Source organism: Acinetobacter sp. GG2 (assembly GCF_000292385.1).
Lineage (GTDB): Bacteria > Pseudomonadota > Gammaproteobacteria > Pseudomonadales > Moraxellaceae > Acinetobacter > Acinetobacter seifertii.
On record NZ_ALOW01000034.1, the window covers coordinates 1 to 24,831 of the forward strand.

General features: G+C 39.9%; 27 protein-coding genes. 8 read left to right on the forward strand and 19 right to left on the reverse strand.

The window, feature by feature from the left end:
- Nucleotides 1-96 precede the first annotated feature (96 nt).
- Complete coding sequence (locus B554_RS0109655; RefSeq protein WP_019457886.1) at nucleotides 97-408, forward strand: ankyrin repeat domain-containing protein; 312 nt, start codon at nucleotides 97-99, stop codon at nucleotides 406-408.
- Between the two features lie 46 nt (nucleotides 409-454).
- Here the strand turns inward: B554_RS0109655 and B554_RS0109660 are convergent, their stop codons facing one another.
- From B554_RS0109660 to ribF, 5 genes are all read right to left on the reverse strand, one after another.
- Nucleotides 455-997, reverse strand: a complete 543-nt coding sequence (locus tag B554_RS0109660) for an NADPH-dependent FMN reductase (protein WP_019457887.1) — start codon at nucleotides 995-997, stop codon at nucleotides 455-457.
- Between the two features lie 132 nt (nucleotides 998-1,129).
- Nucleotides 1,130-1,612 (reverse strand): FKBP-type peptidyl-prolyl cis-trans isomerase, encoded by a 483-nt coding sequence (locus B554_RS0109665; RefSeq protein WP_004884037.1) that lies wholly within the window; start codon nucleotides 1,610-1,612, stop codon nucleotides 1,130-1,132.
- Nucleotide 1,613: 1 nt separating this feature from the next.
- Nucleotides 1,614-2,144: a signal peptidase II gene (gene lspA, locus B554_RS0109670; protein WP_001133879.1), complete on the reverse strand. Its 531-nt coding sequence runs from the start codon at nucleotides 2,142-2,144 to the stop codon at nucleotides 1,614-1,616.
- A complete protein-coding gene (ileS, locus tag B554_RS0109675; protein WP_019457889.1) occupies nucleotides 2,137-4,974 on the reverse strand; it encodes an isoleucine--tRNA ligase in 2,838 nt (945 codons plus the stop codon). Before ileS ends, lspA begins: the two co-directional genes overlap by 8 nt.
- A 61-nt stretch (nucleotides 4,975-5,035) precedes the next feature.
- A complete protein-coding gene (gene ribF / locus B554_RS0109680; RefSeq protein WP_019457890.1) occupies nucleotides 5,036-6,037 on the reverse strand; it encodes a bifunctional riboflavin kinase/FAD synthetase in 1,002 nt (333 codons plus the stop codon).
- 208 nt (nucleotides 6,038-6,245) lie between these two features.
- Between ribF and B554_RS0109685 the strand changes: the two genes are divergently transcribed.
- Nucleotides 6,246-7,379, forward strand: coding sequence for a TDT family transporter (locus tag B554_RS0109685; protein ID WP_019457891.1), 1,134 nt, complete (start codon nucleotides 6,246-6,248; stop codon nucleotides 7,377-7,379).
- 81 nt (nucleotides 7,380-7,460) lie between these two features.
- Nucleotides 7,461-8,027 carry a 5'-methylthioadenosine/S-adenosylhomocysteine nucleosidase gene (locus tag B554_RS0109690; protein ID WP_004706125.1) on the forward strand — a complete coding sequence of 189 codons (567 nt, stop codon included), beginning with the start codon at nucleotides 7,461-7,463 and terminating at the stop codon, nucleotides 8,025-8,027.
- 36 nt (nucleotides 8,028-8,063) lie between these two features.
- Here the strand turns inward: B554_RS0109690 and B554_RS0109695 are convergent, their stop codons facing one another.
- From B554_RS0109695 to ubiG, 12 genes are all read right to left on the reverse strand, one after another.
- Nucleotides 8,064-8,684 carry a TetR/AcrR family transcriptional regulator gene (locus tag B554_RS0109695; protein WP_004706123.1) on the reverse strand — a complete coding sequence of 207 codons (621 nt, stop codon included), beginning with the start codon at nucleotides 8,682-8,684 and terminating at the stop codon, nucleotides 8,064-8,066.
- Between the two features lie 261 nt (nucleotides 8,685-8,945).
- Entirely contained in the window at nucleotides 8,946-9,746 is an 801-nt protein-coding gene (locus B554_RS0109700; protein ID WP_004706121.1) for an ABC transporter ATP-binding protein, read from the reverse strand.
- Nucleotides 9,747-9,759: 13 nt separating this feature from the next.
- Nucleotides 9,760-10,557 (reverse strand): aliphatic sulfonate ABC transporter permease SsuC, encoded by a 798-nt coding sequence (ssuC, locus tag B554_RS0109705; RefSeq protein WP_004706119.1) that lies wholly within the window; start codon nucleotides 10,555-10,557, stop codon nucleotides 9,760-9,762.
- On the reverse strand, nucleotides 10,554-11,729 hold the full coding sequence (gene ssuD, locus B554_RS0109710; RefSeq protein ID WP_019457892.1) for an FMNH2-dependent alkanesulfonate monooxygenase: 1,176 nt from the start codon (nucleotides 11,727-11,729) through the stop codon (nucleotides 10,554-10,556). Before ssuD ends, ssuC begins: the two co-directional genes overlap by 4 nt.
- Nucleotides 11,730-11,755: 26 nt before the next feature.
- Complete coding sequence (locus B554_RS0109715) at nucleotides 11,756-12,739, reverse strand: sulfonate ABC transporter substrate-binding protein (RefSeq protein WP_019457893.1); 984 nt, start codon at nucleotides 12,737-12,739, stop codon at nucleotides 11,756-11,758.
- Between the two features lie 71 nt (nucleotides 12,740-12,810).
- Entirely contained in the window at nucleotides 12,811-13,779 is a 969-nt protein-coding gene (locus B554_RS0109720; RefSeq protein ID WP_019457894.1) for a sulfonate ABC transporter substrate-binding protein, read from the reverse strand.
- Nucleotides 13,780-14,112: 333 nt separating this feature from the next.
- A complete protein-coding gene (argA, locus tag B554_RS0109725) occupies nucleotides 14,113-15,468 on the reverse strand; it encodes an amino-acid N-acetyltransferase (protein ID WP_019457895.1) in 1,356 nt (451 codons plus the stop codon).
- A gap of 120 nt (nucleotides 15,469-15,588) precedes the next feature.
- Nucleotides 15,589-15,918 carry an RcnB family protein gene (locus tag B554_RS0109730; protein ID WP_019457896.1) on the reverse strand — a complete coding sequence of 110 codons (330 nt, stop codon included), beginning with the start codon at nucleotides 15,916-15,918 and terminating at the stop codon, nucleotides 15,589-15,591.
- 223 nt (nucleotides 15,919-16,141) lie between these two features.
- Complete coding sequence (locus tag B554_RS0109735; RefSeq protein ID WP_019457897.1) at nucleotides 16,142-16,543, reverse strand: RcnB family protein; 402 nt, start codon at nucleotides 16,541-16,543, stop codon at nucleotides 16,142-16,144.
- Between the two features lie 217 nt (nucleotides 16,544-16,760).
- The gene (locus tag B554_RS0109740; protein WP_019457898.1) at nucleotides 16,761-17,507 is read right to left on the reverse strand and encodes a YciK family oxidoreductase; all 747 of its coding nucleotides are present in this window, start codon (nucleotides 17,505-17,507) and stop codon (nucleotides 16,761-16,763) included.
- A gap of 65 nt (nucleotides 17,508-17,572) precedes the next feature.
- Nucleotides 17,573-18,274 (reverse strand): HAD family hydrolase, encoded by a 702-nt coding sequence (locus B554_RS0109745; RefSeq protein WP_081400349.1) that lies wholly within the window; start codon nucleotides 18,272-18,274, stop codon nucleotides 17,573-17,575.
- Complete coding sequence (ubiG, locus tag B554_RS0109750; RefSeq protein ID WP_019457900.1) at nucleotides 18,271-18,984, reverse strand: bifunctional 2-polyprenyl-6-hydroxyphenol methylase/3-demethylubiquinol 3-O-methyltransferase UbiG; 714 nt, start codon at nucleotides 18,982-18,984, stop codon at nucleotides 18,271-18,273. Before ubiG ends, B554_RS0109745 begins: the two co-directional genes overlap by 4 nt.
- A 180-nt stretch (nucleotides 18,985-19,164) precedes the next feature.
- Here ubiG and B554_RS0109755 point away from each other — a divergent pair, with 180 nt between their 5' ends.
- Nucleotides 19,165-19,782: a thiol:disulfide interchange protein DsbA/DsbL gene (locus tag B554_RS0109755; RefSeq protein ID WP_019457901.1), complete on the forward strand. Its 618-nt coding sequence runs from the start codon at nucleotides 19,165-19,167 to the stop codon at nucleotides 19,780-19,782.
- A gap of 92 nt (nucleotides 19,783-19,874) precedes the next feature.
- On the opposite strand, the gene B554_RS0109760 is transcribed toward B554_RS0109755, so the two are convergent.
- On the reverse strand, nucleotides 19,875-20,522 hold the full coding sequence (locus B554_RS0109760; protein ID WP_019457902.1) for a TetR/AcrR family transcriptional regulator: 648 nt from the start codon (nucleotides 20,520-20,522) through the stop codon (nucleotides 19,875-19,877).
- Nucleotides 20,523-20,660: 138 nt separating this feature from the next.
- Complete coding sequence (locus B554_RS0109765) at nucleotides 20,661-21,299, reverse strand: TetR family transcriptional regulator (RefSeq protein ID WP_000027529.1); 639 nt, start codon at nucleotides 21,297-21,299, stop codon at nucleotides 20,661-20,663.
- Between the two features lie 173 nt (nucleotides 21,300-21,472).
- Here B554_RS0109765 and B554_RS0109770 point away from each other — a divergent pair, with 173 nt between their 5' ends.
- From B554_RS0109770 to B554_RS19235, 4 genes are all read left to right on the forward strand, one after another.
- A complete protein-coding gene (locus tag B554_RS0109770) occupies nucleotides 21,473-22,498 on the forward strand; it encodes a ferredoxin reductase (RefSeq protein ID WP_019457903.1) in 1,026 nt (341 codons plus the stop codon).
- 30 nt (nucleotides 22,499-22,528) lie between these two features.
- Nucleotides 22,529-23,671: a fatty acid desaturase family protein gene (locus B554_RS0109775; RefSeq protein ID WP_081400354.1), complete on the forward strand. Its 1,143-nt coding sequence runs from the start codon at nucleotides 22,529-22,531 to the stop codon at nucleotides 23,669-23,671.
- A gap of 159 nt (nucleotides 23,672-23,830) precedes the next feature.
- The gene (rph, locus tag B554_RS0109780) at nucleotides 23,831-24,547 is read left to right on the forward strand and encodes a ribonuclease PH (RefSeq protein WP_004706096.1); all 717 of its coding nucleotides are present in this window, start codon (nucleotides 23,831-23,833) and stop codon (nucleotides 24,545-24,547) included.
- Nucleotides 24,548-24,680: 133 nt separating this feature from the next.
- On the forward strand, nucleotides 24,681-24,815 hold the full coding sequence (locus B554_RS19235; protein WP_264653691.1) for a hypothetical protein: 135 nt from the start codon (nucleotides 24,681-24,683) through the stop codon (nucleotides 24,813-24,815).
- Nucleotides 24,816-24,831: the final 16 nt, after the last annotated feature.

Sequence of the window (24,831 nt, forward strand, 5' to 3'; positions counted from 1 at the left end):
TAGAGTCCGGGGTGTTGCTTATTGCGTGGAATAAATTTGTACGGTTGTCCTGTTTCAGAGATATAATGAAGAAGCTTTTAATTTTGGCATGATCTCGTGAAATTTAATTCTTTCTCTCAATTACCTGAAGATAATGAAGAACTTTCTCTTCCAGAGTTGATCTATTGGGCATCTTTAGGTGATCTAGAGCAAGTAAAACAATTATTAATAGATGGAGAAGACCCTAATCAGACTGATGATGAAGGGTATAGTGCTTTACAAGCAGCAGCTGAGAATGATCATTTAGAGATAGTGAAGCTCTTGGTAGGAAAAGGTGCGCAAGTTGCTTATAAAAGTGAATACACAGCACTACAGCTTGCAGAAATGGCAGGTAATACTGATGTAGTGGAGTATTTAAAGAGTTTATAAAATTAAAAAGGCCTCTTGTGTTTGGAAAAGAGGCTTTTTATTCAATTTAAGACAAATGATATTTTTGTAGCTTTTCAACAATTGATTGAAGACCTTTTACTTCAAATTCATTGGCTTCAAACTTTTCATCTTTATTGCGTTTAAAGATATCTCGTATTTCTATTACAGCATTTGGGTCAACAATACTTAAACTTGAGGTGACTTGGCGTATTTGGCTAATAGAGCGAGAGCCATTTGTGGAGCCATAGCCAATAAATGCGGCTGGTTTACCGCTCCATTCCTTACCAACATAGTCGAGTGCATTTTTTAAAGCTGGACTGTAACCGTGGTTGTATTCTGGGCTAATAAAGATAAAAGCATCTGCTTGAGCAATTTTGTTTGCCCATTCTTGTTGTTTAGGTTGATCATAAATTCCGGTAGCGGGTGGGTGAGAGCCTGAAAACAGAGGTAAATCCCATTCTTTTAAATCAACTACTTCGGTTTGGAAATCTTTTAGACCCAATGTTGGAATTGTTGATTCTACCCAATTGGCAATTTTAATTGCTATACGTCCTTCACGAACACTTCCCACGACAATATAGACCAGCATATATTTTTCCTAAGGATTTTTATCTTTATAACTTAATTCATTACATAGGACGTGAGAATATAGAATTTGTAAGGATTATTATGTCATGCATAAAGATTAAATAATAAAAAAGCCCTCAATCGAGGGCTTTTTTTACATCAACTTAATGCCTTGCTGGCCAGCTGGAGTTACTTTGAATATCTCTACTTCAAAAGTAATATTTTTGCCAGCTAAAGGATGGTTGAAATCAATTTCAGTAATATCATCATTCACTGACTTCACGACACCAAATAAAGTTGCTTTTGCTTTATCTTCAAATTCGATCATGTGACCAGGAATAGGTCGTTGTTCGAATTTAACCGTATCAAAAGTTTGTATATTTTCCGGATTCCAAGGACCAAAAGCATCTTCTGGTGGAAGGTGTACTGTACGTCGGTCACCTGCACGTAAGCCGAATAAGGCTTTCTCAAAACCTGGTAACAAGTTACCGTCACCAATAGTCAAGCTAACAGGTTCTTCACGGCTACGTGTATTGTCAATTTCTACGCCATTTTCAAGAGCAACAGAAAAGTGTAGGTCAACTTTAGAACCGTCAGTAATACGAATTTCTTCATTAGGTTGAATAATTTCGGTCATATTATGCATCCGAATTTTTAGGTCTTTGCTTCTCAAGGAAGAATGTATCGATGAGTAGCAAAATGGTACCTAGAGTAATGGCACTGTCCGCAATATTAAAAGCTGGAAAGTGATGATTTTGGTAATAAACATGAATGAAATCGACCACATAACCTAAAGTAATACGGTCAATTAAATTACCAAGTGCTCCACCTAAAATTAAAGCAATAGCTACAGGTAGCACCACCATTTTTTTAGGCATACGCAGCAACCAAAATACAAAAAGTATTGAAACTAAGCCTGCCAAAGATGTGAAGAAATAGCGTTGCCATCCCCCCGCATCAGATAAAAAGCTAAAAGCTGCACCATAGTTATGTAATAGTGTCCAGTTTAAAAATGGAAGCACAGGTACAGGATCTGCATAGTTCAGATGTGTACTTGCGATCCATTTTGTCCATTGATCCAACACAATGGCAAGGACAGAAAGTCCAAGCCAAATGAGGTTGTGCGGATAAAACTGGAATAAGCCTTTTTTAGCTTGTGAATTAGGCATATTTTCTCACTTCGCCACGACCAGTGACGTTCACAATACAACGACCACATAAACCAGGATGATCGGCGTGTGTATTTACATCAGGAAGGACGTGCCAGCAACGTGCACACTTTTCACCTTCAGCTGCAGATACTTGTACACGTAAGCCTTCCATTTCAGTTGCTTCACCTTGTTCAGCAAATGGATGTACTACTACTTGCGAAGTAATAAGAACAAAACGGAGTTCATCAGCCAGTTGGTTTAAAACTGTTTGTAATGATTCATTTGCCCAAAGTTCAACTTTGGCTGAAAGATTACTACCGACAAGTTTAGCGTTACGAGCTGCTTCAATCTGTTTATTTACTGCAGATTTTACGCTAATCAATGTTTGCCAATCTGCTTCAGAAAGTAAGTTTGCTTTTGATGAAACAGGTAGATCATACCATTCAGCTGTAAATACATACTTCTCAGTTTGTTCTGGGATAAGTGGCCAAGCTTCTTGAGCTGTGAAGCTTAGAATTGGGCTCATCCAGCGCACAAATGCTTGTACGATATGATAAAGCGCTGTTTGTGCAGAACGACGCGCTTGTGAGTCAGCCTTAGTGGTGTATTGACGGTCTTTGATGATGTCAAGATAGAAACCACCTAAGTCATTAATACAGAAGCTTGTTAATGCACTACACACGACATGGAAGTTCATTTCTTCATATGCAGTGATAATAGTTTGTTGTACTTCATTCGCACGTTGCAAGATGTATTGATCAAGGGCGATAAGATCATCTACTGCTAAAGCATCTGTACTTGGTTTGAAACCATTTAAGTTTGCAAGCAAGAAGCGTAGCGTATTACGAATACGACGGTAGCTATCACTTACACGGCTAAAGATTTCTTTTGATGCTGCGATTTCATAGCGATAGTCGCTAGACGCGACATATAAACGTAAACCGTCAGCACCAAGTTGTTTGATAATTTCTTCAAGTGGAATATAGTTGCCTAAAGATTTCGACAATTTACGGCCATTTTCATCCACTGTGAAACCATGTGTTAACAAGGCTTTGTATGGCGCGCGATTATGAATTGCCATAGACGTTAATAAAGAAGATTGGAACCAGCCACGGTGTTGGTCTGAACCTTCTAAATATAAGTCAGCAGGGCTTTCTAATTCTTCACGTTGCTCAAGTACCGCATAATGTGTTGTACCAGAGTCAAACCATACATCTAGCGTATCGCGAACCGCATTGTACTGTTCAGCATCTTCACCAATGAAGTCTTTCGCATCACGGTTAAACCATGCATCAATACCTTCTTGTTCGATAAGTTTTGCAACTTCTTCGATGAGTTCCGGCGTACGAGGGTGCAATTCATTCGTATCTTTATGAACGAAGAAAGGAATTGGCACACCCCAAGTACGTTGACGTGAGATACACCAGTCTGGACGACCTTCAATCATTGATTCAATACGGTTTTTACCCCAGTTCGGTACAAACTCGATATCGTTTTCAATAGCGTTAAGCGCACCTTCACGTAAACCTTTTTGATCCATGCTGATAAACCATTGTGGTGTAGCACGGAAAATAATCGGAGTTTTATGGCGCCAGCAGTGTGGGTAGCTGTGTTTAATAGGTTGATGAGCCCATAAGCGACCTACAGCACCTAAAGCTTCGATAATCTTTGGATTAGCTTTATAGATGTGCTCACCAGCAAAGATTGGTGCAGTTGGTAAGTAAACTCCATTACCACCCACTGGGTTTTCAACTTTAAGGTTGTATTGAAGACCTACTTTATAGTCGTCTGCACCGTGGCCAGGAGCAGTGTGTACAGCACCTGTACCGCTTGTTGCGATAACGTGTTCACCTAAAATAACCGGAACTTGGCGATCGGTAAGTAAAGGGTGTTGTAAAGTAAGGTTTTCAAGAGCTGAACCAGTAAAGTCAGCTAAAATAACTGGGTTTTCAAGCTTGTAACGCTCAATTGCAGAAGCAACTAAGTCTTTAGCAAGAATAAAGTTTTGCTTACCACGCTCAGTCGTTACTTGTACTAATTGATATTCAATTTCGGCATGCAATGCAACTGCTTGGTTCGCTGGTAATGTCCAAGGTGTAGTGGTCCAGATCACGATGTCTGTTGGGTCTTGAACATCTACATTTACACGAGCGCTTAAATCTTTTAAATCTACAACGCCAAAACCAACGTCAATTGCGTCAGATTTTTTATCTTCGTATTCAACTTCAGCTTCAGCAAGTGCTGAGCCACAGTCCATACACCAGTTCACTGGCTTTAAGCCCGGCTGGATATGACCATTTTTTTGGATTAAACCTAAAGCACGAACGATATCGGCTTCTTGTTTGTAGTTCATGGTGAGGTAAGGATTATCCCAATCACCTAAAACACCAAGGCGTTTAAAGTCAGCACGCTGTAAATCAATTTGTTTTAGCGCATATTCACGGCACAGTTTACGGAAAGTCGCTGCATCAACTTTTTCGCCTACTTTACCTACTTTTTCTTCAACTTTTAGTTCGATTGGCAAACCATGACAGTCCCAACCCGGAACATATGGCGCATCGAAACCTGCCAAAGTACGGCTTTTGACGATGACGTCTTTGAGTACTTTGTTAACAGCGTGACCCAAGTGAATTGTACCGTTCGCATATGGAGGGCCATCATGCAAAATATATTTTTTCTTACCAATACGCGATGCACGAATCTGCTGATAAATGTTGTCGGTATACCACTCTTCTAACCATTTCACTTCACGTACTGCCAAATTTGCTTTCATTGCAAATTGAGTATCCGGCAGGTTTAGCGTGGCTTTGTAGTCCACTGCATTTTCAGTAGTTTGCTTATCGCTCATGCAAGTTGTCTTCCAGTTTAATCAGCTTGGGAGCCGACATGTTTTACAATCAAAATTCGAATTAAAAAGGAAATTGTGTCGTGTCTTTACGATATTGTCGTAATTGTTGCACGTCATTATCAATTCCTGCCTTAAGTGCCTCAAGCGAAGGGTAGTTCAATTCACCATGAAGATAGTGAAGAAAAGTCACCCGCATAAATAAGCCATACAGATTAGCAGAAACATCAGGGAAATGTACTTCTAATCTCCACTCTGGATGTTCTTGCTGAATGGCTGGGCGAGTACCGACATGACCTGCACCATAAAGGCTATTTTCATGATATCCGGCAATTCCTGGCTTTTCAGGGTCATCCTGAAGCACTTTTTGAGTTAGCGAAGTTGTTTCGCAAATGACTTCAACGCCATAAATACCATTTAAACAAGGCTTATGGCGGTTGAGACGGACATTAATCGTTGGAAAATCTAAAGTTCGTCCAATTTGGTCGCCATATTGAACTCGTCCAGTAATACTGTACGGACGGCCTAATAATTTAGCTGCTAAAGCGAGATTACCCACTTGAAGCACTTGGCGAATACGAGTTGAACTGACGCGTTCACCTTCGAGTTCAATCGTATGTAAATTTGTGACTTGAAAGCCGTAATTTCTTAAAAATTCGCTGTTGCCTTGACGGTCTTTGCCGAAATGAAAGTCATCTCCTAAAACCAAAGCCTGCGCATTTAATTTGTCTTTTAATAAATCTGCGAATTCTGATGCGCTCATGCTACGGAAATGCTGGTCAAATTTGGCAACCGCAATGTAATCCACCCCAAGTTCAGCGAGGTATTCAACTTTTTCTCGTAATGAATTAATACGAGGTGGGGCATCGTAGCCTTTAAAGAACTCAAGCGGTTGTGGCTCAAAAATCATGACCAATGTTTTTAAGCCTTGTGCTGCAGCAATTTTTTTGAGTTGAGCAATCATCGCTTGGTGACCTAAATGGACACCATCAAAATTACCAATAGTTACCGCTGTTTGCGGCAACTGGAAATTGGGCGATAACGCATTAAGACGAAGCAGTTTCATGAACTTAAAATATGGCTATTTTTGCAAGGGCTATATATTGCCATAATCTCACAGATTCGTCTTGTTGTTGTGTTTTTACTCAGGTATTTTTCAATATGAATATCTTTTATATCTAAAAAATTGATGAATTAAATAAAAATAAATCAATTTTTCTTATTATTAATTTATCCTACTATAGCTTCATCCACTCTTTGACTAGAGACTCAAGATGAAAAGACCCTTTTACCAATTAAATCAAAGTAAAGATGTTATACGACATTTTACCCCAAATTGGTTTACAGCAACTATGGGTACTGGTGTGGTGAGTATGATTTTAATTCAGCTTCCATTTGCCAAATCATTTTTATTTATGCTGGCGACGCTGTTATGGCAATTTAATATTGTTCTATTTAGTGTTTTTTCAGGTCTTTATTTATTGCGGTGGTTTCTTTTCCCTCATGAAGCGAAGCAAGTATTTAATCATCCAAATATGAGCTTGTTTTTAGGCGCAATACCGATGGGGCTTGCAACCATATTAAATGGCTTTTTAAGCTTCGGTGTCGGGCTTTATGGTGAAGTAGCAATCCATATTGCTCAAGCTTTATGGTACGTCGATGTATTTTTAGCACTCGCAATTGCTTGGATTGTGCCGTTTTGCATGTTTAGCCGTCAGAACCATCAGCTACATACCATGACTGCAATCTGGCTTTTACCTGTCGTTGCTTGTGAAGTAGCAGCAAGCTCTGCGGGCATGTTGGTTGCACACTTACCAGCAGATTTGCATAGCTTTCATTTATTAATGGCGGGCTACGTACTTTGGGGAATTTCTGTTTTACCTGCATTCGCTATTTTGACCATTTTAATGCTGCGTATGGCTTTGCATCAGTTACCGGAAAAAGAAGTCGCAATTTCTAGCTGGTTATCTTTAGGTCCAATTGGAACAGGTGCGTTAGGTCTATTGTTGCTAGGTGAACAGGCAAAAAGAGTGGCGCCAAATGTAGGATTTGACCAGTTTGCTAATGTATTTCAAGCATTAGGCGTGGTAGGCAGTTTGGTACTGTTAGGCTTTGGGTTATGGTGGCTAGGTCTTGCGATATTAACAACGCTTCGTCATGCAAAAACAGGTATTCCGTTTAACTTGGGATGGTGGGGCTTAACCTTTCCACTTGGTGTGTTTATTTTGGCTTTATTTAATTTAGGGCATCAGGTTGAAGTTGTATTTTTACAGTATGTTGCAGTGGCACTTAGTGTTTTATTATTAGTGATGTGGAGCGTTGTAATGAAGAAAACCTTAGCCGGAGCCTATAGTGGGCAACTGTTCTTCTCTCCATGTTTAATCGCCTTACAACAAAAAATGCAGTAATAGTGAAAAGGTGCAAAAAAGCTTTTGCACCTGATTTATACTTATTTTCTAATTTATTTAATTTTGATTTGAGCTTTTTGAATGAACAAAGATATCGCTTTAATTATGGCACTTCCTAATGAATCTAAAGGTTTGTTTGAGCAAGCAGGTATTGAAGTCCATTATAGCGGTATCGGTAAAATCAACGCTGCCTTTAAAGCATTTGAAGTTATTCAAAAAACAGGCTGTAAAACTCTAATTAACTTAGGTTCGGCAGGAAGTTCATCTTTTAATAGACATGATTTGGTCGAAGTAAAAACTTTTGTGCAACGTGATATGGATGTTTCACCATTAGGGTTTGAAGTCGGTGTAACGCCGTTAGATGAGCACTTACCTGCTGAAATTCATCTTCAATCACATTTTTCTGATTTACCAAAAGGCATTTGCGGGACAGGGGACTCATTTGAAACGGGTCAGCCGAAAGTCGCTTGTGATGTGGTGGATATGGAAGGGTATGCCTTAGCCAAAGTTTGCCATAAGCTAGGTGTACGCCTAATTTCAGTCAAGTATATTACTGATGGCGCAGATGATACCGCTCATTTAGATTGGGAAGAAAATTTATTATTGGGCGCGCAAAAACTCTTGGCTCTTTATCAAAATCATTTCTAAAAAAAAGATCGGCAAATTTGCCGATCTTTTTTTGTTTTAACGAGGGATTACGCCGTAGAGCATGAGATGTACTGTATGCTCAATCGAGCGTTGGAACATACTGCGGTTTCGCAACGTTTTTCCAGTCACCATTTCCATTTGCGTGGCAAAATCGGCATAGTTTTGTGTAAGACCCCAAATATTGAGTATTAACAGTTCAGGATCGATATCTGGGGAAATTTTTCCTTCTTCTTGCCAAGTCTGAATGACTTTAGCTTTGCGCTTAAATAGCTTTTTCAAAGGCCCTTTCAGTATAGGTAAAATGTGCGGCGCCCCTTGGATAATTTCCAAAGCAAATAGTCGCGAAGCTTTTGGTTGGCTACGTGAAAGTTCGATTTTTTGTATTAAGTAGTGAGACAAAGCTTCGGCTGGTTCTAACTCAGCTTCTAAGGTTTGTAAGGGAGCAAGCCATTTTTGTAAAACTGTGGTCAGCACTTCCACATATAAAGACTCTTTATTTTCATAGTAATAGAAAATATTCGACTTATGCATGTCAGCGAGTTGGGCAATTTCATCCAGACTTGCACCACTGAACCCATATAGTGAAAACACATCAAGGGCGGCAGCAAGAAGCTGATTGCGCTTTTGAGTACTCTTCTTTTGTTCCATTTGCTGCATAAATTAAAAAGATAGTGCTCCCATTGTAAGGTAAATCGTTTGATTTGTGCACAGGTGTCTCACTTTTTTAGTGAAAAAACGGATAGTTATTTGAGCAATAGATATACTATTGTGCAAAAAATAGAGAGATTCACTAGTTTATTGTTATTCTTAAAAATATTTTTTTATATTCGCCCCAAAAAAGAGCAATAAATCATCAGTTTTATTGCTCGTTAATTGGACATTTTGTGGTTGAAATGGTTCTCATTACTCATCTCAGCTTTAAGTTGCTAAAACAGCATCGAGTACTTGTTGTTCAAGCTGGGCAAAAGTTATGCTCTTTTTACGCGGACGTGGCAAATTCACTTGGAAACTTTGGGCAATTTGGCCCTTATCTAATAGGATAATACGGTCGGCCAGTTGCACTGCTTCACTTACATCGTGTGTGACCAAAATGGCAGTAAAACCTTGCTCTTTCCATAAACGTTCAATCAAGCTTTGCATCTCAAGACGGGTGAGTGCGTCTAATGCACCTAACGGCTCATCTAACAGCAAAATACGTGGAGTATGCGATAACGCACGGGCCAAGGCTGTACGCTGGCGCTGGCCACCTGAGAGCTGTGAAGGCCACTGTCCCGATTTTTCTTTTAAACCCACCTTTTCCAGTAATTCTTCTGCCAAAGCATGTTGTGATTTTGGTAGTCCAAGTTGAACGTTTTGAAGAATATTTCGCCAAGGAAGTAAGCGTGGGTCTTGGAACATAACCCGAATGTCATCGTTAGTAATGCCTTCGCGTAAATGTCGCGCAGATTTAAATTTAATTTCTCCGAAACTCGCTTTTTCAAGTTGGGCAATTAAGCGTAATAAGGTACTTTTACCGCAGCCACTACGACCAACGATCGCTAAAAATTCGCCCGGTTGAATATGCAGATTAAGATCTTCAAGAACTTTCACCTCACCATAAAACTTGTAAAGCTGTTCAATCAGAATCTCTGCACCTACGACAGGTTCTTGTGACTCTGGATGATTTTCTGGAATGAGCTCTACGTCATTCTGATTAATATTTAAATTCAGATTTGTCATATTTTAAGCTCCCTTATTTTTGATAACCAGCGTGCCAACGTAGTAAATAGCGTTCCAAAATTTGTGCTAAAACATCGGCTAACTTGCCTAATAGGGCGTAAAGAAGAATACCGACCAGAACCACATCTGTTTGCAAAAACTCTCGTGCATTCATGGTCATATAACCAATACCTGCTTGCGCTGAGATCGTTTCAGCCACAATGAGTAATACCCAAACCAAACCTAAGGCAAAACGTAGACCCACTAAAATAGAAGGCATTGCACCTGGTAGAATAATTTCTTTGTAGAGCTGCCAGCGGGAAAGCCCATAGCTTTTACCCATCTCAATCAATTGTGGGTCGACTGAACGAATTCCATGATAGGTGTTGATATAAATTGGGAAGAAAACACCGACAGCAACTAAAAACAATTTTGCTGTTTCATCAATACCAAACCACAAAATCACCAGCGGAATAAGCGCAAGAGCTGGGATATTACGAATCATCTGTAAGGTTGTATCGAGTAGGGTGGAGGCGAAACGTGAAGACCCATTGAGCAGACCTAATAGCAAGCCTAAACCACCGCCTACCAAAAGCCCAAGCAATGCACGACCAGCACTTACTTTAACGTGATGCCATAGTTCGCCACTCACCAAAAGATGCCAAAAAGCTGAAATGACAGCACTTGGAGCAGGTAAAATACGGCTTTCTAAAAGACCCGAACTTGAGGCAATTTGCCAAACAACCAATAGAACAATTGGGAAAATCCAGGGCAGCAAACGCTGCCCGATTTGTTTTGTTCCACGTGAAACAATATTTACATCTTGGCTCATGCAGGCTCCTTGACGGAACTATTTTGCTTCTTTTCGTCTGGAACATAGTTGTTGGCAATAATCTCACCGAATGGACCAGTTAAGTTTGGCTGAGCAAGTTTAGCTCGGGTCTCAATTGGTAATAACGGGAATACTAACTCTGCAAAACGGATCGACTCTTCAAGATGTGGATAGCCCGAGAAAATAAAAGTATCGATACCTAAATCAGCATACTCCTGAATACGAGCAGCAACTGTTTCTGGGTCACCTACAAGTGCCGTACCTGCACCACCACGGACTAAACCAATACCTGCCCAAAGGTTTGGAGAGACTTCTAGCTTGTCTCGGTTACCGCCGTGTAGCGCGGCCATACGTTGTTGGCCTACGGAGTCCATTTGAGCAAATTTTTTCTGTGCTGCAGCAATAGTTGCATCGTCGAGATATTGAATAAGCTCGTTAGCAGCTGCCCATGCTTGTTCGTTGGTTTCGCGAACAATCACATGCAAGCGAATGCCATAAGTTAATTTACGGCCTTTAGCCTCAGCTTTAGCACGAACATGTTCGATCTTTTGTTTGACTGCTGCTGGTGGCTCGCCCCACGTAAGGTAAGTATCAACTTGCTCAGCAGCCAAATCGACAGCGACGTCTGAAGAGCCACCGAACCAAAGTGGTGGATAAGGCTTTTGAACAGGTGGATAAAGTAGTTTTGCATCATCTACTTGTAAGCGTTCACCGTGGAATGTAAAAGCTTCACCCGTATGTGAACGCGTCAAAATTTCACGCCAGATTTTTACGTATTCATTGGCTGTTTGGTAACGCGTTGAGTGATCTTCATATAAACCGTCACCGCGTAGTTCTGCTTCATCGCCACCTGTCACCAAGTTGAGTAACACACGACCATTCGATAGGCGGTCAAATGTTGCAGCCATACGCGCAGCTAAAGCTGGTGTGGTTACCCCCGGACGTAACGCAACTAAAAACTTAAGGTGCTGAGTTGCATCAATAAGGCTAGCCGCCGTAATCCACGGGTCTTCACATGAACGGCCCGTTGGAATAAGTACACCTTCGTAACCCAAATTATCTACTGCCACAGCAATTTGCTTCATATAGGCATGGTCAACCTGACGAGCGCCTTTACTTGTACCTAAATAGCGACTATCACCGTGGGTAGGAATAAACCAGAAAATTTTCATGTGCATTACCTATATGTCTATTGAAATTACTTGGCACCCCAAACAGCTTGTTTAATGCTGATTGGCTTTGGAATGATGCCTTGTTGAGTAAAGATGTCTGCGAGTTGCTGCTGCTCAGCAATAACTTTGCTGTTAAGAGGAGCTGCTGCTGATGGACGTGGACGACGTTTAATGAATAAGTCACTAGTTGCAGGTTTTAGGCCTGTACTTTGGCCAATCGCGCTCGCCGTTTCTGTTTGATGGCTTTGAACCCATTTGTCAGCTTGATTAATCTGTTTGATGAGTTCAGGAACAGCTTTTGGATATTGCTTAACAAAATTTGGAGCTGCTAAATAAAAGGTATAGTTCGGGCTTAAACCTTTACCTGAAGCAAGTACACGAGCTTGGTCTTCTAGTTGCGCTGAAGCGTAGTAAGGGTCCCAAATTGCCCATGCATCAACGGCACCTTTTTGAAATGCTGCGCGCGCATCGGCAGGTGTGAGCCAAATTGGCGTAATGTCGCTCCATTTTAATCCCGCTTTACGCACAGCCTGTACGAGCAAGTAATGTGAACTAGAACCTTTTTGCAACGCAATACGTTTGCCTTTTAGGTCTTTAAGCTGGGTGAGCTGTGAGTTTTTAGGAACTAAAATTGCTGATGCCAATGGCTTAGCTGCTTCATAAGCAATGTAATATAAAGGCTTGCCCGCTGCTTGAGCATAGACTGGAGGTGTGTCTCCAGTAACGCCAACATCGAGTGAGCCAACAGCCAAGGCTTCTAAAATTTGAGGGCCAGCCGGGAACTCGTTCCAAGTGATCTTGGCATTTGGAAATTCTTGTTCAAATAATTTTTGCTGCTTAGCAATTGCAAAGTTGATCGAGCTTTTTTGAAAACCGATACGCAGTTCTTTTACGGTTGGGTCAATTGCCCAAGCAGGTGCAGCAATCGTTAAACCTAAGACAGCGACTGCACTAAAGTGCTTAACTAACTGAGTCCACTGACTCTTATTAAATAATGACTGATATTGCATATAGATATCCTTGTTCCCTTCAGGCAAGGCACAGCATTTATATCGTTATTTAAGCTGTACCAAAGCTGGGTTTATTTCAGTTTTAAAATGGCATCTTGAATGGTGAGCTTGTTTGGAATGAGCTTTTGCGCATAAAAGGCATCGGCTACATATTGTTGTTCTTGAGCGACCTTGTCAGATATTGGCTGAACACCAAAACCCATTCGCGAAATAGAAGTTTTGAGTACATCAAACTCAAGTGCCGTAGGTTTTTCGAGTAGCTTGGCCGCTTCATCTTGATGCGTGCTGACCCATTGGGTTGTTTGATTTAGCGTTTGCACAACAGTGTTGAGTACTTTTGGATTACTTTCTGCAAATTTACGATCAGCTAAGTAGAACTGATGATTGCTTACCAAGTTTTCACCTGTTGCTAAAACTCGAGCTTGAATTTGATGTTCAGCTGCTGCAAAGAACGGGTCCCAAATGACCCATGCGTCGACAGCGCCTTTTTCAAAAGCAGCACGTGCGTCTGATGGCGGTAAATAAACAGGTTGAATATCACTTAAGTTCAAGTGATTTGCTTCTAGAACTTTCAATAATAGGTAGTGAACATTCGAACCTTTATTCAGTGCGACACGTTTGCCTTTTAAATCTTGAATAGAGTGAATAGGAGAGTCTTTTTGTACCAATAATGCTTCTGCTTTTGGTGCAGCCGGTTGGTTTGCAACATAGACTAAGTTTGGATTGGCTGCTTGAGCAAAAATAGGTGGTGCTTCACCTGCTTCACCCAATGAAACGCTTCCGACATTTAGGCCTTCAAGTAATTGAGGACCCGCAGGAAATTCGACCCATTTCACTTGTACGCCTTGATCTTTTAGCGCTTTTTCCAAGTCACCACGAGCTTTTAAAATAGGAAGGATGCCATATTTCTGGTATCCAATATTTAGAGTTGTGGTGGTCTGTTCCTCTTTTTTAGCACAACCACCTAGCATCATCACTCCCGCAAGGCTGGCAGCAATGACTGAATATTTTGCCCATGAAGTGGAATTAAAAAGTGCCATGTGGTTTCGTGCTCCCCGAAAGAGAAAAAGAAAAATAATTGGATGAGCAGATACCCTAAAGGGATTTTTATTTCATAAAAAATAAGTATTCGGTCTTTATTTATACAAAAAAAAGCTAAAAACATTCGACGATAAACTTATGCAAAAAAATGATTTATTAAATAAAATAATATTTTGAAAATAACGTTTAAGTTTTTGTAAATAAAATGAAAAATATGAAATGAAGAAAATTTAAAGATTTAAAAAAAGTACAACCATACATTAATGGTATGTATGGTTGTACTTTTGGGACTAAGCTTATCTGAAATAAGAATATCTTAAAAAATGCAAAGGCTAGGGAAGTAGTTTTTTAAACACTAAAGAATTTCTTTGATAGTTATATAGTGCCTGACGGGCATTTGGTAATTCATCAACAGTGACTTGGTGGAAACCATGTTCTAAAAACCAATGAGCAGTTCGTGTTGTTAAAACAAATAATTGACGAATACCTTGTTGTTTAGCCTTTTCTTCAAGGAATTGCAGAATTTGGCTACCACGATTTGATTTGCGATAACTAGGGTGTACTGCTACACAAGCAATTTCTGCCGAACGAGTTTCATTAAATTCAGTTGGAATTGGATAAAGAGCAGCACAAGCCAAAATCATACCGTCTCGTTCAATAACCGCAAACTGGCTAATTTCCTGCTCTAAACGTTCACGCGAACGATAAACCAAAATGCCTTCTTCTTCTAACGGACGCAATAAATTCATTAAGCCACCCACATCTTGAATATGGGCTGTGCGAACTTCTTCATAGTGCGCATCGGTAATCATGGTACCCACACCGTCACGGGTGAAGAGTTCTTCAATGAGTGCGCCATCATAGGCGTAAGAAATTAAATGAACACGGTGAACACCCGATAAAGATGCCTTTTTTGCTTCCTGTAAATGTAGGGTTAGGGTGGGGCTACTGGTCTGGTATTGCTGAATATAGTAATCAAGTTGATGCGGGCTCAATTCACGCAATAATTGTCCTTCTTCATTAAGCAAACCTTGTTGTTCACCTAAAAAGATTAATTTGTCTGCTTTTAAATAGGTTGCGGTTTTGGTTGCCACCTCTTCAGCTCTTAAATTAAATACTTCACCAGTGGTTGAATAACCAGTCGGGCCCAGTAAAACAATATTATCGTTATCAAGATGACGCTCAATCGCGTCGGTATCTATGGAACGAACTTCACCCGTAAGCTGAAAATCCATTCCATCACGAATACCATAAGGTTTAGCTGTTACGAAATTACCTGATACAACATCTATTCGAGCGCCGTACATTGGAGAATTAGCCAATCCCATAGATAACAGTGCTTCAATTTCTAACCGAATAGACCCCACAGCACTCATGACACAGCCTAATGATTCGCGTGTGGTAATACGGCTATTGTCATAAAAAGGTGTTTCGATACCTTTATCTTTAAGGTTTTGATTAATTTGTGGACGTGCGCCATGGACTAAAATTAAGCGGATACCAAGTGAATGCAATAAAGCAATATCATGAATAATATGTTCGAAATTAGGATCGCGGACGGCTTCACCGCCAAACATTAATACAAAAGTTTTATCGCGATGGGCATTAATATAAGGTGCTGAGTGTCGGAACCAATGTACATAATGTTGGGTGTTATTATGTGATTTCTCTAAAGACTTAGTTGGCATACCGATCTCGAATCAACAGCAAAAAGATATAAAGATGATTCTAAACAAAAAAGCTTAAAGTCGCATGTTTTAGATATAAAAACACCCAAATTAGATTTGGGTGTCTGATATTTTGTTAAATTAACGAATCACTTTAATGATTTTATGGCTTTGTTCATTTACCAGTACATAGTTACCATTCACTTTATACCATTTTTGAAAACGCCCTGGCTTGGTCAGTTTCTGGTGTGAGCGGTAGTCAACTGCATAACGTGGGTGCTGATATTCACGGGGTACAACTTGACCTGCTCGCCAGTCATTGCGATGGTCGTCTTTTTTAATCACTTTAACTGTTTTTACTTCATGGTTTGGGTAATTACCATGACGATCATGGTCATTTGGAGCAGCCATTGCTGTTGTTGCGATTAAACCACTCATTGAAAGAACAATTGCTGTTGTTAGTTTTTTCATCATGAACCTCGAATGATCAATTAAATTTCGATAATTGAAGATTAGTGAATAATTAAAGATAAATCGTGAAGACTAAGAACGATAAATGTGAAAAAATTCTATGAAATAAGAAGAAATTTAGAATATATGAATTTTTATTATCTAATTGATATATAAAATAAAAAAAGGATAAAACCGATGGGGTTTATCCTTTTTAATGACTGATAGTGAGGAGCTATCAGTTTTATAAACCACGAATGCTAACAATACTGTTAGAGTCTGTGTCGACTAAAATATAGTCATTGTTAATTTTATACCATTGCTGGTTACGGTCTGGTTTAGGCAAGTTACTGTCTCTATAGTCGACCTTATAGCCATTGCCGCGATAATGCTGTGGCATGACATAACCTGGCTGCCAGCGATGTTGTTTTAGACGCTCAAAACCACGTTCTTCACGCATACGGCGTTCATCGCGGAAACGATCATCGTCATTGTCCCGATCAAATTTATGTCCACGATCATTCCATTCACCATGCGGACCACCTTTAGGGCCATGTCCTCGATCAAAAGGAGGGTCGGCAAAGCTTGCCATACTAGTAGTCAGTACGGTTATGCAAAGAGTTAAGGTAGTGAACAACTTTTTCATGATGCATCCTCGTTTACATCTGATGTCTCTCATGGTGAATACTCTACGCGTAAAATGCAGAGAAACTGTGAAGATCATTTAATGCTTCAATTAAAATTACGGATAGATCCAGAGTTTTTATCAATAATAAAAAAGGCTTGTATATATCTTTTCAGGTATAGCCAAGCCAGATGTGATGATCGGCTGTAATGTATTTTAGCTGTTCATCCGTAATTATTTAATCCTGAGCATCAATACTTTGTCCATTGAGCGCCAAACTATCTTCACCCATTAAATAAAGATAAGCTGGCATAATCGACTCAGGCGTCAATAATGTTTTTGGATCTTCTTCAGGATAGGCTTTTGCACGCATTGCAGTACGTGTCGCACCGGGATTAATGCAGTTAAAGCGGATATTTGGATAGGTATGCTCAGCTGCAAAAATTTTACTTACAGCTTCAATTGCGACTTTAGATACTGAATACGCGCCCCAGAGTGCACGTGCTTCGCGACCTACGCCAGAGCTGGTAAATACCACAGAAGCGTTATCTGATTTTTGTAAAAGCGGGAGTAGGGCTTGAGTAAGAGCAAAAGGTGCACGTAAATTTACTGACATTACATCATCCCATACTTCTGTTGGATAATGTGCCAGTTCTACTCGATCACCTAAAATGCCGGCATTGTGCAAAATACCGTCCAGACGTCCAAATTGCTTTTCTAACGTATTGACTAAAAAGTCATAATCACGATCAGAAGCACTCGAAAGTTGTAATGGTAAAATTGCAGGCTGAGGAGCGCCTAAACCTTCAATTTCATCATAAATTACTTCAAGTTTATTTAAGGTTCTACCATGCAAAACCACAGTTGCGCCGTGTAAAGCATAACTGAGGGCCGCAGCTCGCCCAATTCCATCACCTGCACCGGTGATTAAAATAATTCGATCTTTGAGAAGATCTGGACGAGGTTGATATTCTGAATATTTCATTGGTAAACCTCCTTCTTTTTATATTGATATAAATAACTGTTAAAAAAGCCTGTAAAACTCTTGTGTTAACCTATCATACGCTGATTTTCCTGTAGAGCAGGAAGCTTTTGACGTAACATCTCGTGTAATTCTGTCACCGTATTTACAATCGAGTCGGCTTGCCAAGCGGCTAAATCATCACGATGTTCGATAGGTAAATAACCGTATGCTGCCAAGATCGTATACATATCGGCATTGCGACCAGCATCAATATCACGTGGATGATCACCCACATAAATAATTTCATTTGCTGGTATATTTAACTGCTTTGCAGCCAAATACATTGGTTCAGGGTCTGGCTTGGTTTTAGAAACGTCTTCTGGACACACTAGAACTGCACAGCGTTCAGTCAGATTTAATTTTTCTAACAATGACTCACTTAAACCACGTGGTTTATTGGTCACAATACCCCACGGAATTTGCTGAGCTTCTAACTCTTCTAAAAGCGGATACATGCCTTCAAACAGGTCTGTATCGACGACAATATTATTGCCATAAATATCTAAAAAGTTTTGTCGATGCGCCAAGAAAATTGGATTGGCTACATCCAGTTCTGGATAGACTAATTTGACCATCGCTCGTGCGCCCTCAGAAACCTGAGTACGGATGAGGTCTGCATCAACTACAGGGCGTCTTGCATCACGACACATTTGTTGAATAATACGAATAAAGTCGGCAGCCGTGTCGATGAGAGTGCCGTCTAAATCAAATAAAACAGCTTTCATCATGCACCTGTATTTACTGTATGAACCATATAGTTAACATCAACATTTGGCGCTAACCAGTAATGCTTGGTAAGCGGGTTGTAGTGCAAGCCTGTCATTTCTTTTAAAGTTAAGCCTGCATTACGAATGTCATGTGCCATTTCTGAAGGGCGAATGAACTTGTGATAATCATGCGTGCCCTTTGGAAGCATGCGTAATACGTATTCAGCACCAATAATCGCAAATAAATATGACTTTGGGTTACGGTTAATGGTCGAGAAAAACACATGACCACCTGGCTTCACTAAAGCCTGACATGCTTTAACAATAGATGCTGGATCAGGAACATGTTCCATCATTTCCATACAAGTGACCACATCGTATTGGCCTGCTTGCTCTTGGGCCAATTCTTCAACTGGAATTTGGCGATATTCAATATTTTGAACATTATCTTGCTGAGCATGCAAACGACCTACAGCTAAAGGTGCTTCACCCATATCAATACCGAGTACATCTGCACCACGGCGAGCCATACTTTCAGCTAAAATACCGCCACCGCAGCCAACATCAAGTACTTTTTTGCCTGCAAGACCACCAACACGTTCATCAATCCAGTTTAAACGTAATGGGTTAATTTGATGAAGTGGGCGAAATTCAGAATGTTGATCCCACCATTTGGCAGCAAGTGCTTCAAACTTTGCGATTTCTTGTAAATCAACATTCAATTGCGACATGGTGCTACCTCTAAACTTGAGTTATCTTTTTGGATGTAGTTCGCCGTTAGTGTAGCGATTATTGGGAAAAAAGCGATAAACCCAATAAAAAACTTCACAGAAGCAAAACGAATTTAGCATATTTGTTTTATATTTAGAGCATAAGCTAATGCATAACAACTTAGAGGAAAAGCTGTAGCAATGAAAAAATTGGTTTTGGGTGGTTTGAGTGCAGCAATTATGGCCGTATCGGGTAGTGCAATGGCAGCAGATTTCGTTGCTGGTAAAGACTACACCGTGATTGCCAATCCAGGCAAAGTGGAAGTACCGGGGAAAATCGAAGTACGTGAGTTCTTTTGGTATGGTTGTCCGCACTGTTTTAAACTTGAACCACATATGCAAACGTGGTTAAAACAAATTCCTAATGATGTACGTTTTGTACGTACACCAGCTGCTATGAACAAAGTATGGGAACAAGGGGCACGTACTTATTATACATCTGAGGCATTAGGTGTCCGTAAGCGCACACATTTACCATTATTCCATGCTATTCAGGTGAATGGTCAGCAGATTTTTGATCAGGCTTCTGCGGCTAAATTCTTCACGCGTTATGGGGTACCTGAAGAGAAATTTAACAGTACTTACAACTCATTTGCCGTAACTGCAAAAGTTGCTGAGTCAAATAAACTTGCTCAACAGTACCAATTAACTGGTGTTCCTGCTGTAGTGGTAAATGGTAAATACGTAGTACAAGGCGAAGATGGTAAAGTGACCCAAGTACTTAATTACTTAATTGAGAAAGAACGTAAGGCAAAATAATATTGATTGCTTTAAAAAAGGGACTTCTATTGAGGTCCCTTTTTTTATAAATTTACATATTCAATTGCTTTCATAATCACGAAATAATTCAATTAATTTTGATGATTTTCATCTTCGATTTGGAAATTTAGTGCATCAAAATTGGTAGTTTGTGTTGGCAACGACAATGCCTGATTAATATATAAATTAATGAGTTTTTGGCGAGAACCAATTGAACGCTGATAATAAGTCGAATTTAAAAGCAGTGATGCGCCATAAGTCAGTGACCAGATATATGATAAATAATCACGAATCGACATGTCGTAGTTCAATGATTTTAAATAATTTTCAGTAATATCTTTAATCGCTAAAATACGTTGCTGACGAATTTCATAAAGCTCTTCAAAGAGGTGTTTCAACTTAGACTCTGTCATGGTCAGATTTTCTTCAAGTTGATGCAATAGAATCGTTTTGCCCGGTGTGAGCAAATGATGCAGCATGTAACGGGGTGCATACTCTTTAAAGTCGGTATTATATTTTTGAGAAATTTCTAAAATTTGTTTTTCATTTTGAATAATGAGTTCAAGTAGAAGTTCATTTTTACTTCTAAAGTGCTTATAAAGCGTACCTTTTGCAATATCTAGCTCGGCCACTAATTCATCTAGAGTAATTTCCTGATTGTTTTCTAGTAACAATTTTTCTGCAACGCTCAGAATCTTTTCTTTGCGCATTAAAAACTGTGTATGACGATCAAGATTCATAGGTATTCCCACACCAGTTTGGCCTAACGAATAGTTTACTTCCTGTAAAAAAGAAAAAGACTTTTCTCGAAATTTTGAGCCTTTTTCTTTCTCTGTTTACGTATTACCACATAACCTGTTTTTTGTCATTTGCCGCTTCTATCGTTCCCAGTTCGCAATCCCTCTAAACAGTAAGCGAACTTGTGTAGATGCGTTTTCAATAAAGGCAGTTTGTTGCTGCTTGAGCTGTTCACCTTGATATTGTTTGGCGAGGTTGAGCCACGTCATTGCCCATGTAAATGACATATTAGTCAAAATGGTAGATAAGACATTTAAATCTTGAGGGTTTTGAATATGTTTAAAATTTTCGAGCTTAGTCAGATCTGTTGTTAAGTCTTCAATCAGAAATTCGATTTCTCGAGCAATCGCTGCACGAACCGTTTCTGAACCGCCCCAACGTTCAGCAATCATAAATTGCCACTGTTTAGGACTATGGTTCACTGCCTGCACAAATAGCTCAATGCTGGTTTGGGTTTTAGCGGATTTATGTTGTAAATAACTTTGTCCAAGTTGATGTAAAACGCTTTTTAAATGTAGCGCGACTTGATCGACTAGTTCCTTACCGAGTTCATCCATGTCTTGAAAATGGCGATAAAACGCTGTTGGTACCAAACCAACTTCACGTGCAACTTCACGCAAACTGATACTACTGAACGAACGCCCAGACGTACTTAAATGCAAGGCTGCATCGAGAAGTGCCTGACGACTTTGCTGTTTTCGTTCATCCCGTATCGACATTAAAAGAACCTATTTAAACCGTGAGCCAAAGTCTAACAAAAAAGAGCAAACTTTCATAAAAAAAATAGTGAACAAGTGTTGACTGAGTGAACACTTATAAATATAGTGTACATATGTTCACTATACGAACATGTGTTCACTCAAATAAATAGCCAGAAACAAAAGAGGAACGTATGAACGCAACACTTAACTATCAACCACATTGGGTTCGAGAAGATTTCGTTGATTTTGTTTTGCAAAAAATTAATGTGTCTTGGGCTTGGAAAAGGGTACTTGCAGAAGTTACCGCAGTTCAGCCACTTCATACCGATATGGTGCTGATCAAGCTTAAACCGAATCGTAATTTTAATTTCGATCAGGTTTGTGCGGGCCAAAGTATTTTACTGACGTTACTTATCGATGGCGTTTATCAACAGCGTAGTTATTCAATTATTGAAGTAACCACTCGAGGTGAAATTGTTTTAGGTATTAAAGTACAAGGCTTGGTGTCTCGTGCAGCTCAACTGTTACATGTGGGTGAGTGTGTTGAGATTTCACAGCCACAAGGTGATTTTACTTTGCATCAAGGTCAACAACCTGCGATTTTAATCGCGTCAGGTAGTGGCATTACTGCAATTTATTCACTTTTGCAGCAAGCTTTGAAACAGCAGCTTGAACAAATTCATGTGATTTATTTTAATCGTGCGGAAATTTTTCATGCTGAATTAAAAGCTTTGGCAGAGCAGTACCCACAGCTTCAGTATCATTTTTTTAATACTACCGAGCAAAAGCAGCATTTAACTGAAAGCCTGCTAGAAAAGCTGGTTCCTGACTTTGCGCAGACTGCGACCTATGTGTGTGGACACCACGGCATGATGCAGCAGGCGAATGAAATTTATACACAAAAAGGTGCTCAGTCTCAGCTTCACCAAGAATATTTCCAACCACTTCAAGTGACTGGAACCCATACCGCACAGCCTGTTATTTTCCGCCGTGCCCAACACGAGTTTTTAGCTGAAACAAATTTACTGAGCAGTGCAGAGCAAGCAGGACTACGTCCGCAACATGGTTGCCGTATGGGTGTCTGCAATAAATGCAGTTGTACCAAGGTAAGCGGAGTGACTCAAAACCTGTTAACAGGTGAAATTGAAGATCAACCGAACCGTCCAATTAAACTATGCGTGAGCCAGGCATTAAGCCCAGTCACGATTGATCTATAAAAAGAATTAAAGAGGATTAACCCTATGAATATGGCATTAGAATTTTCTACCGTTTCTAAATCTGCTCATTTAACACCTGAACAGACTGAAGAGTTTGGTCGCCGTGTTGAACAGATTCGTCAAGAAGTGATGCAAAGTCTTGGTGAACACGACGCAAAATATATCTACAAAGTGCGTAATTTTGTTCGCTATACCGAAATCGCATCGCGTGGCATGTTGATGTTTGGTGGCTGGATTCCACCTGTCTGGTTATTGGGAACAGGCTTATTAGGCATTTCTAAAATTGTAGAAAATATGGAACTTGGTCATAACGTTATGCATGGTCAGTTTGATTGGTTAAATGAACCAAGCCTGAACGGTAATACTTACGATTGGGATACCATTGCATCGGGGGATGACTGGCGTGAAACACATAACTATGTGCACCATACCTATACCAATATTGTAGGTAAAGACCATGATGTGGGTTATGGCCTTTTACGAGTAAGTGACCAACAAAAGTGGGAACCTCGTCACCTGTTTAATATTCCACTCGGTCTACAGTTAATGTTTTTCTTTGAATGGTATGTAGGTGTACAAAACTTACATCTTGAAGATGCATTAGTTTATAAAACCAAGAGCTGGAAACAGGTTTGGAAAGACTCGGCTAAAGTCCGTAAAAAAGCCACACGCCAAGTTTTAAAAGACTATGTGTTTTTCCCTGTGATCTCTGGTCCTATGTTTTTACCAGTTTTTGCAGGAAATGTAGTTGCCAATATTATTCGTAACTTGTGGTCATCTGCCGTGATCTTTAATGGTCATTTTACTGAAGATGCAGAAACGTTTGAGCCGGATAATACCGACACTGAAACTAAGGCAGAGTGGTATTTACGCCAGATTCGTGGTTCGAGTAATTTTAGTGGGACAGAATGGCTTCATTTTCTGAGTGGTAACTTAAGTCATCAAATTGAACACCACTTATTCCCAGATATGCCTGCCAACCGCTATAAAGAAGTGGCACCGAAAATTAAGGCGCTTTGCACAGAATATGGTATTCACTACAACGAAGCGAGCTTTATGCGCCAGTTCTGGAGTGTATGGGTACGTTTAGCAAAATGTTCATTGCCAAACCATACCACTGGAAAAGTGATGCAGACATTAGAAAAGTTAAAAGCAAAATTTAAATTTGCATAATCTCAGTTAATCCAAAATAGCTCCTTTTTAGGGGCTATTTTTATTTTTAACTCATGAAAAGTGCAGACTTACATTTCAAAGTAGGGAATAAACTCAACCTGTCAAAATCCTTTGCTATACTATGCCCAAGTTTGTATTTAAGAGAAGTTAGGAAGGATTATGCGTATTGACCAACGTGCATTAGACCAATTACGTGAAGTGAAAATTACACGAAACTACACCCGTTATGCTGAAGGTTCTGTGCTGGTCGAATTTGGTCACACCAAAGTCCTTTGTACTGCAAGCATTGATAACTCAGTGCCACGCTTTTTAAAAGGCCAAGGTCAAGGCTGGGTAACAGCAGAGTATGGTATGTTACCGCGTTCAACACATTCTCGTTGTGACCGTGAAGCTGCTCGTGGTAAACAAACTGGTCGTACTCAAGAAATCCAACGCCTTATTGGCCGTAGCTTACGTGCGATGGTTGATTTGAAAAAGCTTGGTGAAAATACCATTACCATCGACTGCGATGTAATTCAGGCTGATGGCGGTACACGTACTGCATCAATCACTGGTGCTGCTGTAGCATTGGTTGATGCGATGAATGTTTTACTTGCACAGAAAAAAATTAAGCATGATCCGCTTAAAGGCTTAGTTGCTGCAATTTCTGTGGGTATGTATCAAGATGAAGTACTTCTTGATCTTTGCTATGAAGAAGATTCGAACTGTCAAACTGACTTAAACGTAGTAATGACACAAGCGGGCGAGTTTATTGAAATTCAAGGTACAGCCGAAGATAAACCGTTTACTCGTGCGCAAAGCAATGCCATGTTAGAAATGGCAGAAAAAGGAATTGCTGAGCTGATTAAAAAGCAACAAGAAGCTTTAGGCTGGTAATTTCAAGTTATCTAAAAAACGCATCTTCGGATGCGTTTTTTTATGCCTTCATCAAATCGACATAAAAACATCACTTGCCTGTCACTTTTACGCTTTATTAGTAGTTCGCATTTAAACCGTTTGGAAAAAAATGATGCGAAAACTTTCACTTTTATTTATTACATCTTTAGCGCTTATGCTCAGTGCTTGTAACGATGACAACAACTCAGATAATTCATCGCCAACAACACCGCCAACCAGTAATTGCAAAATGCACTGTGCACCATAATAAAAATTAAGGATGA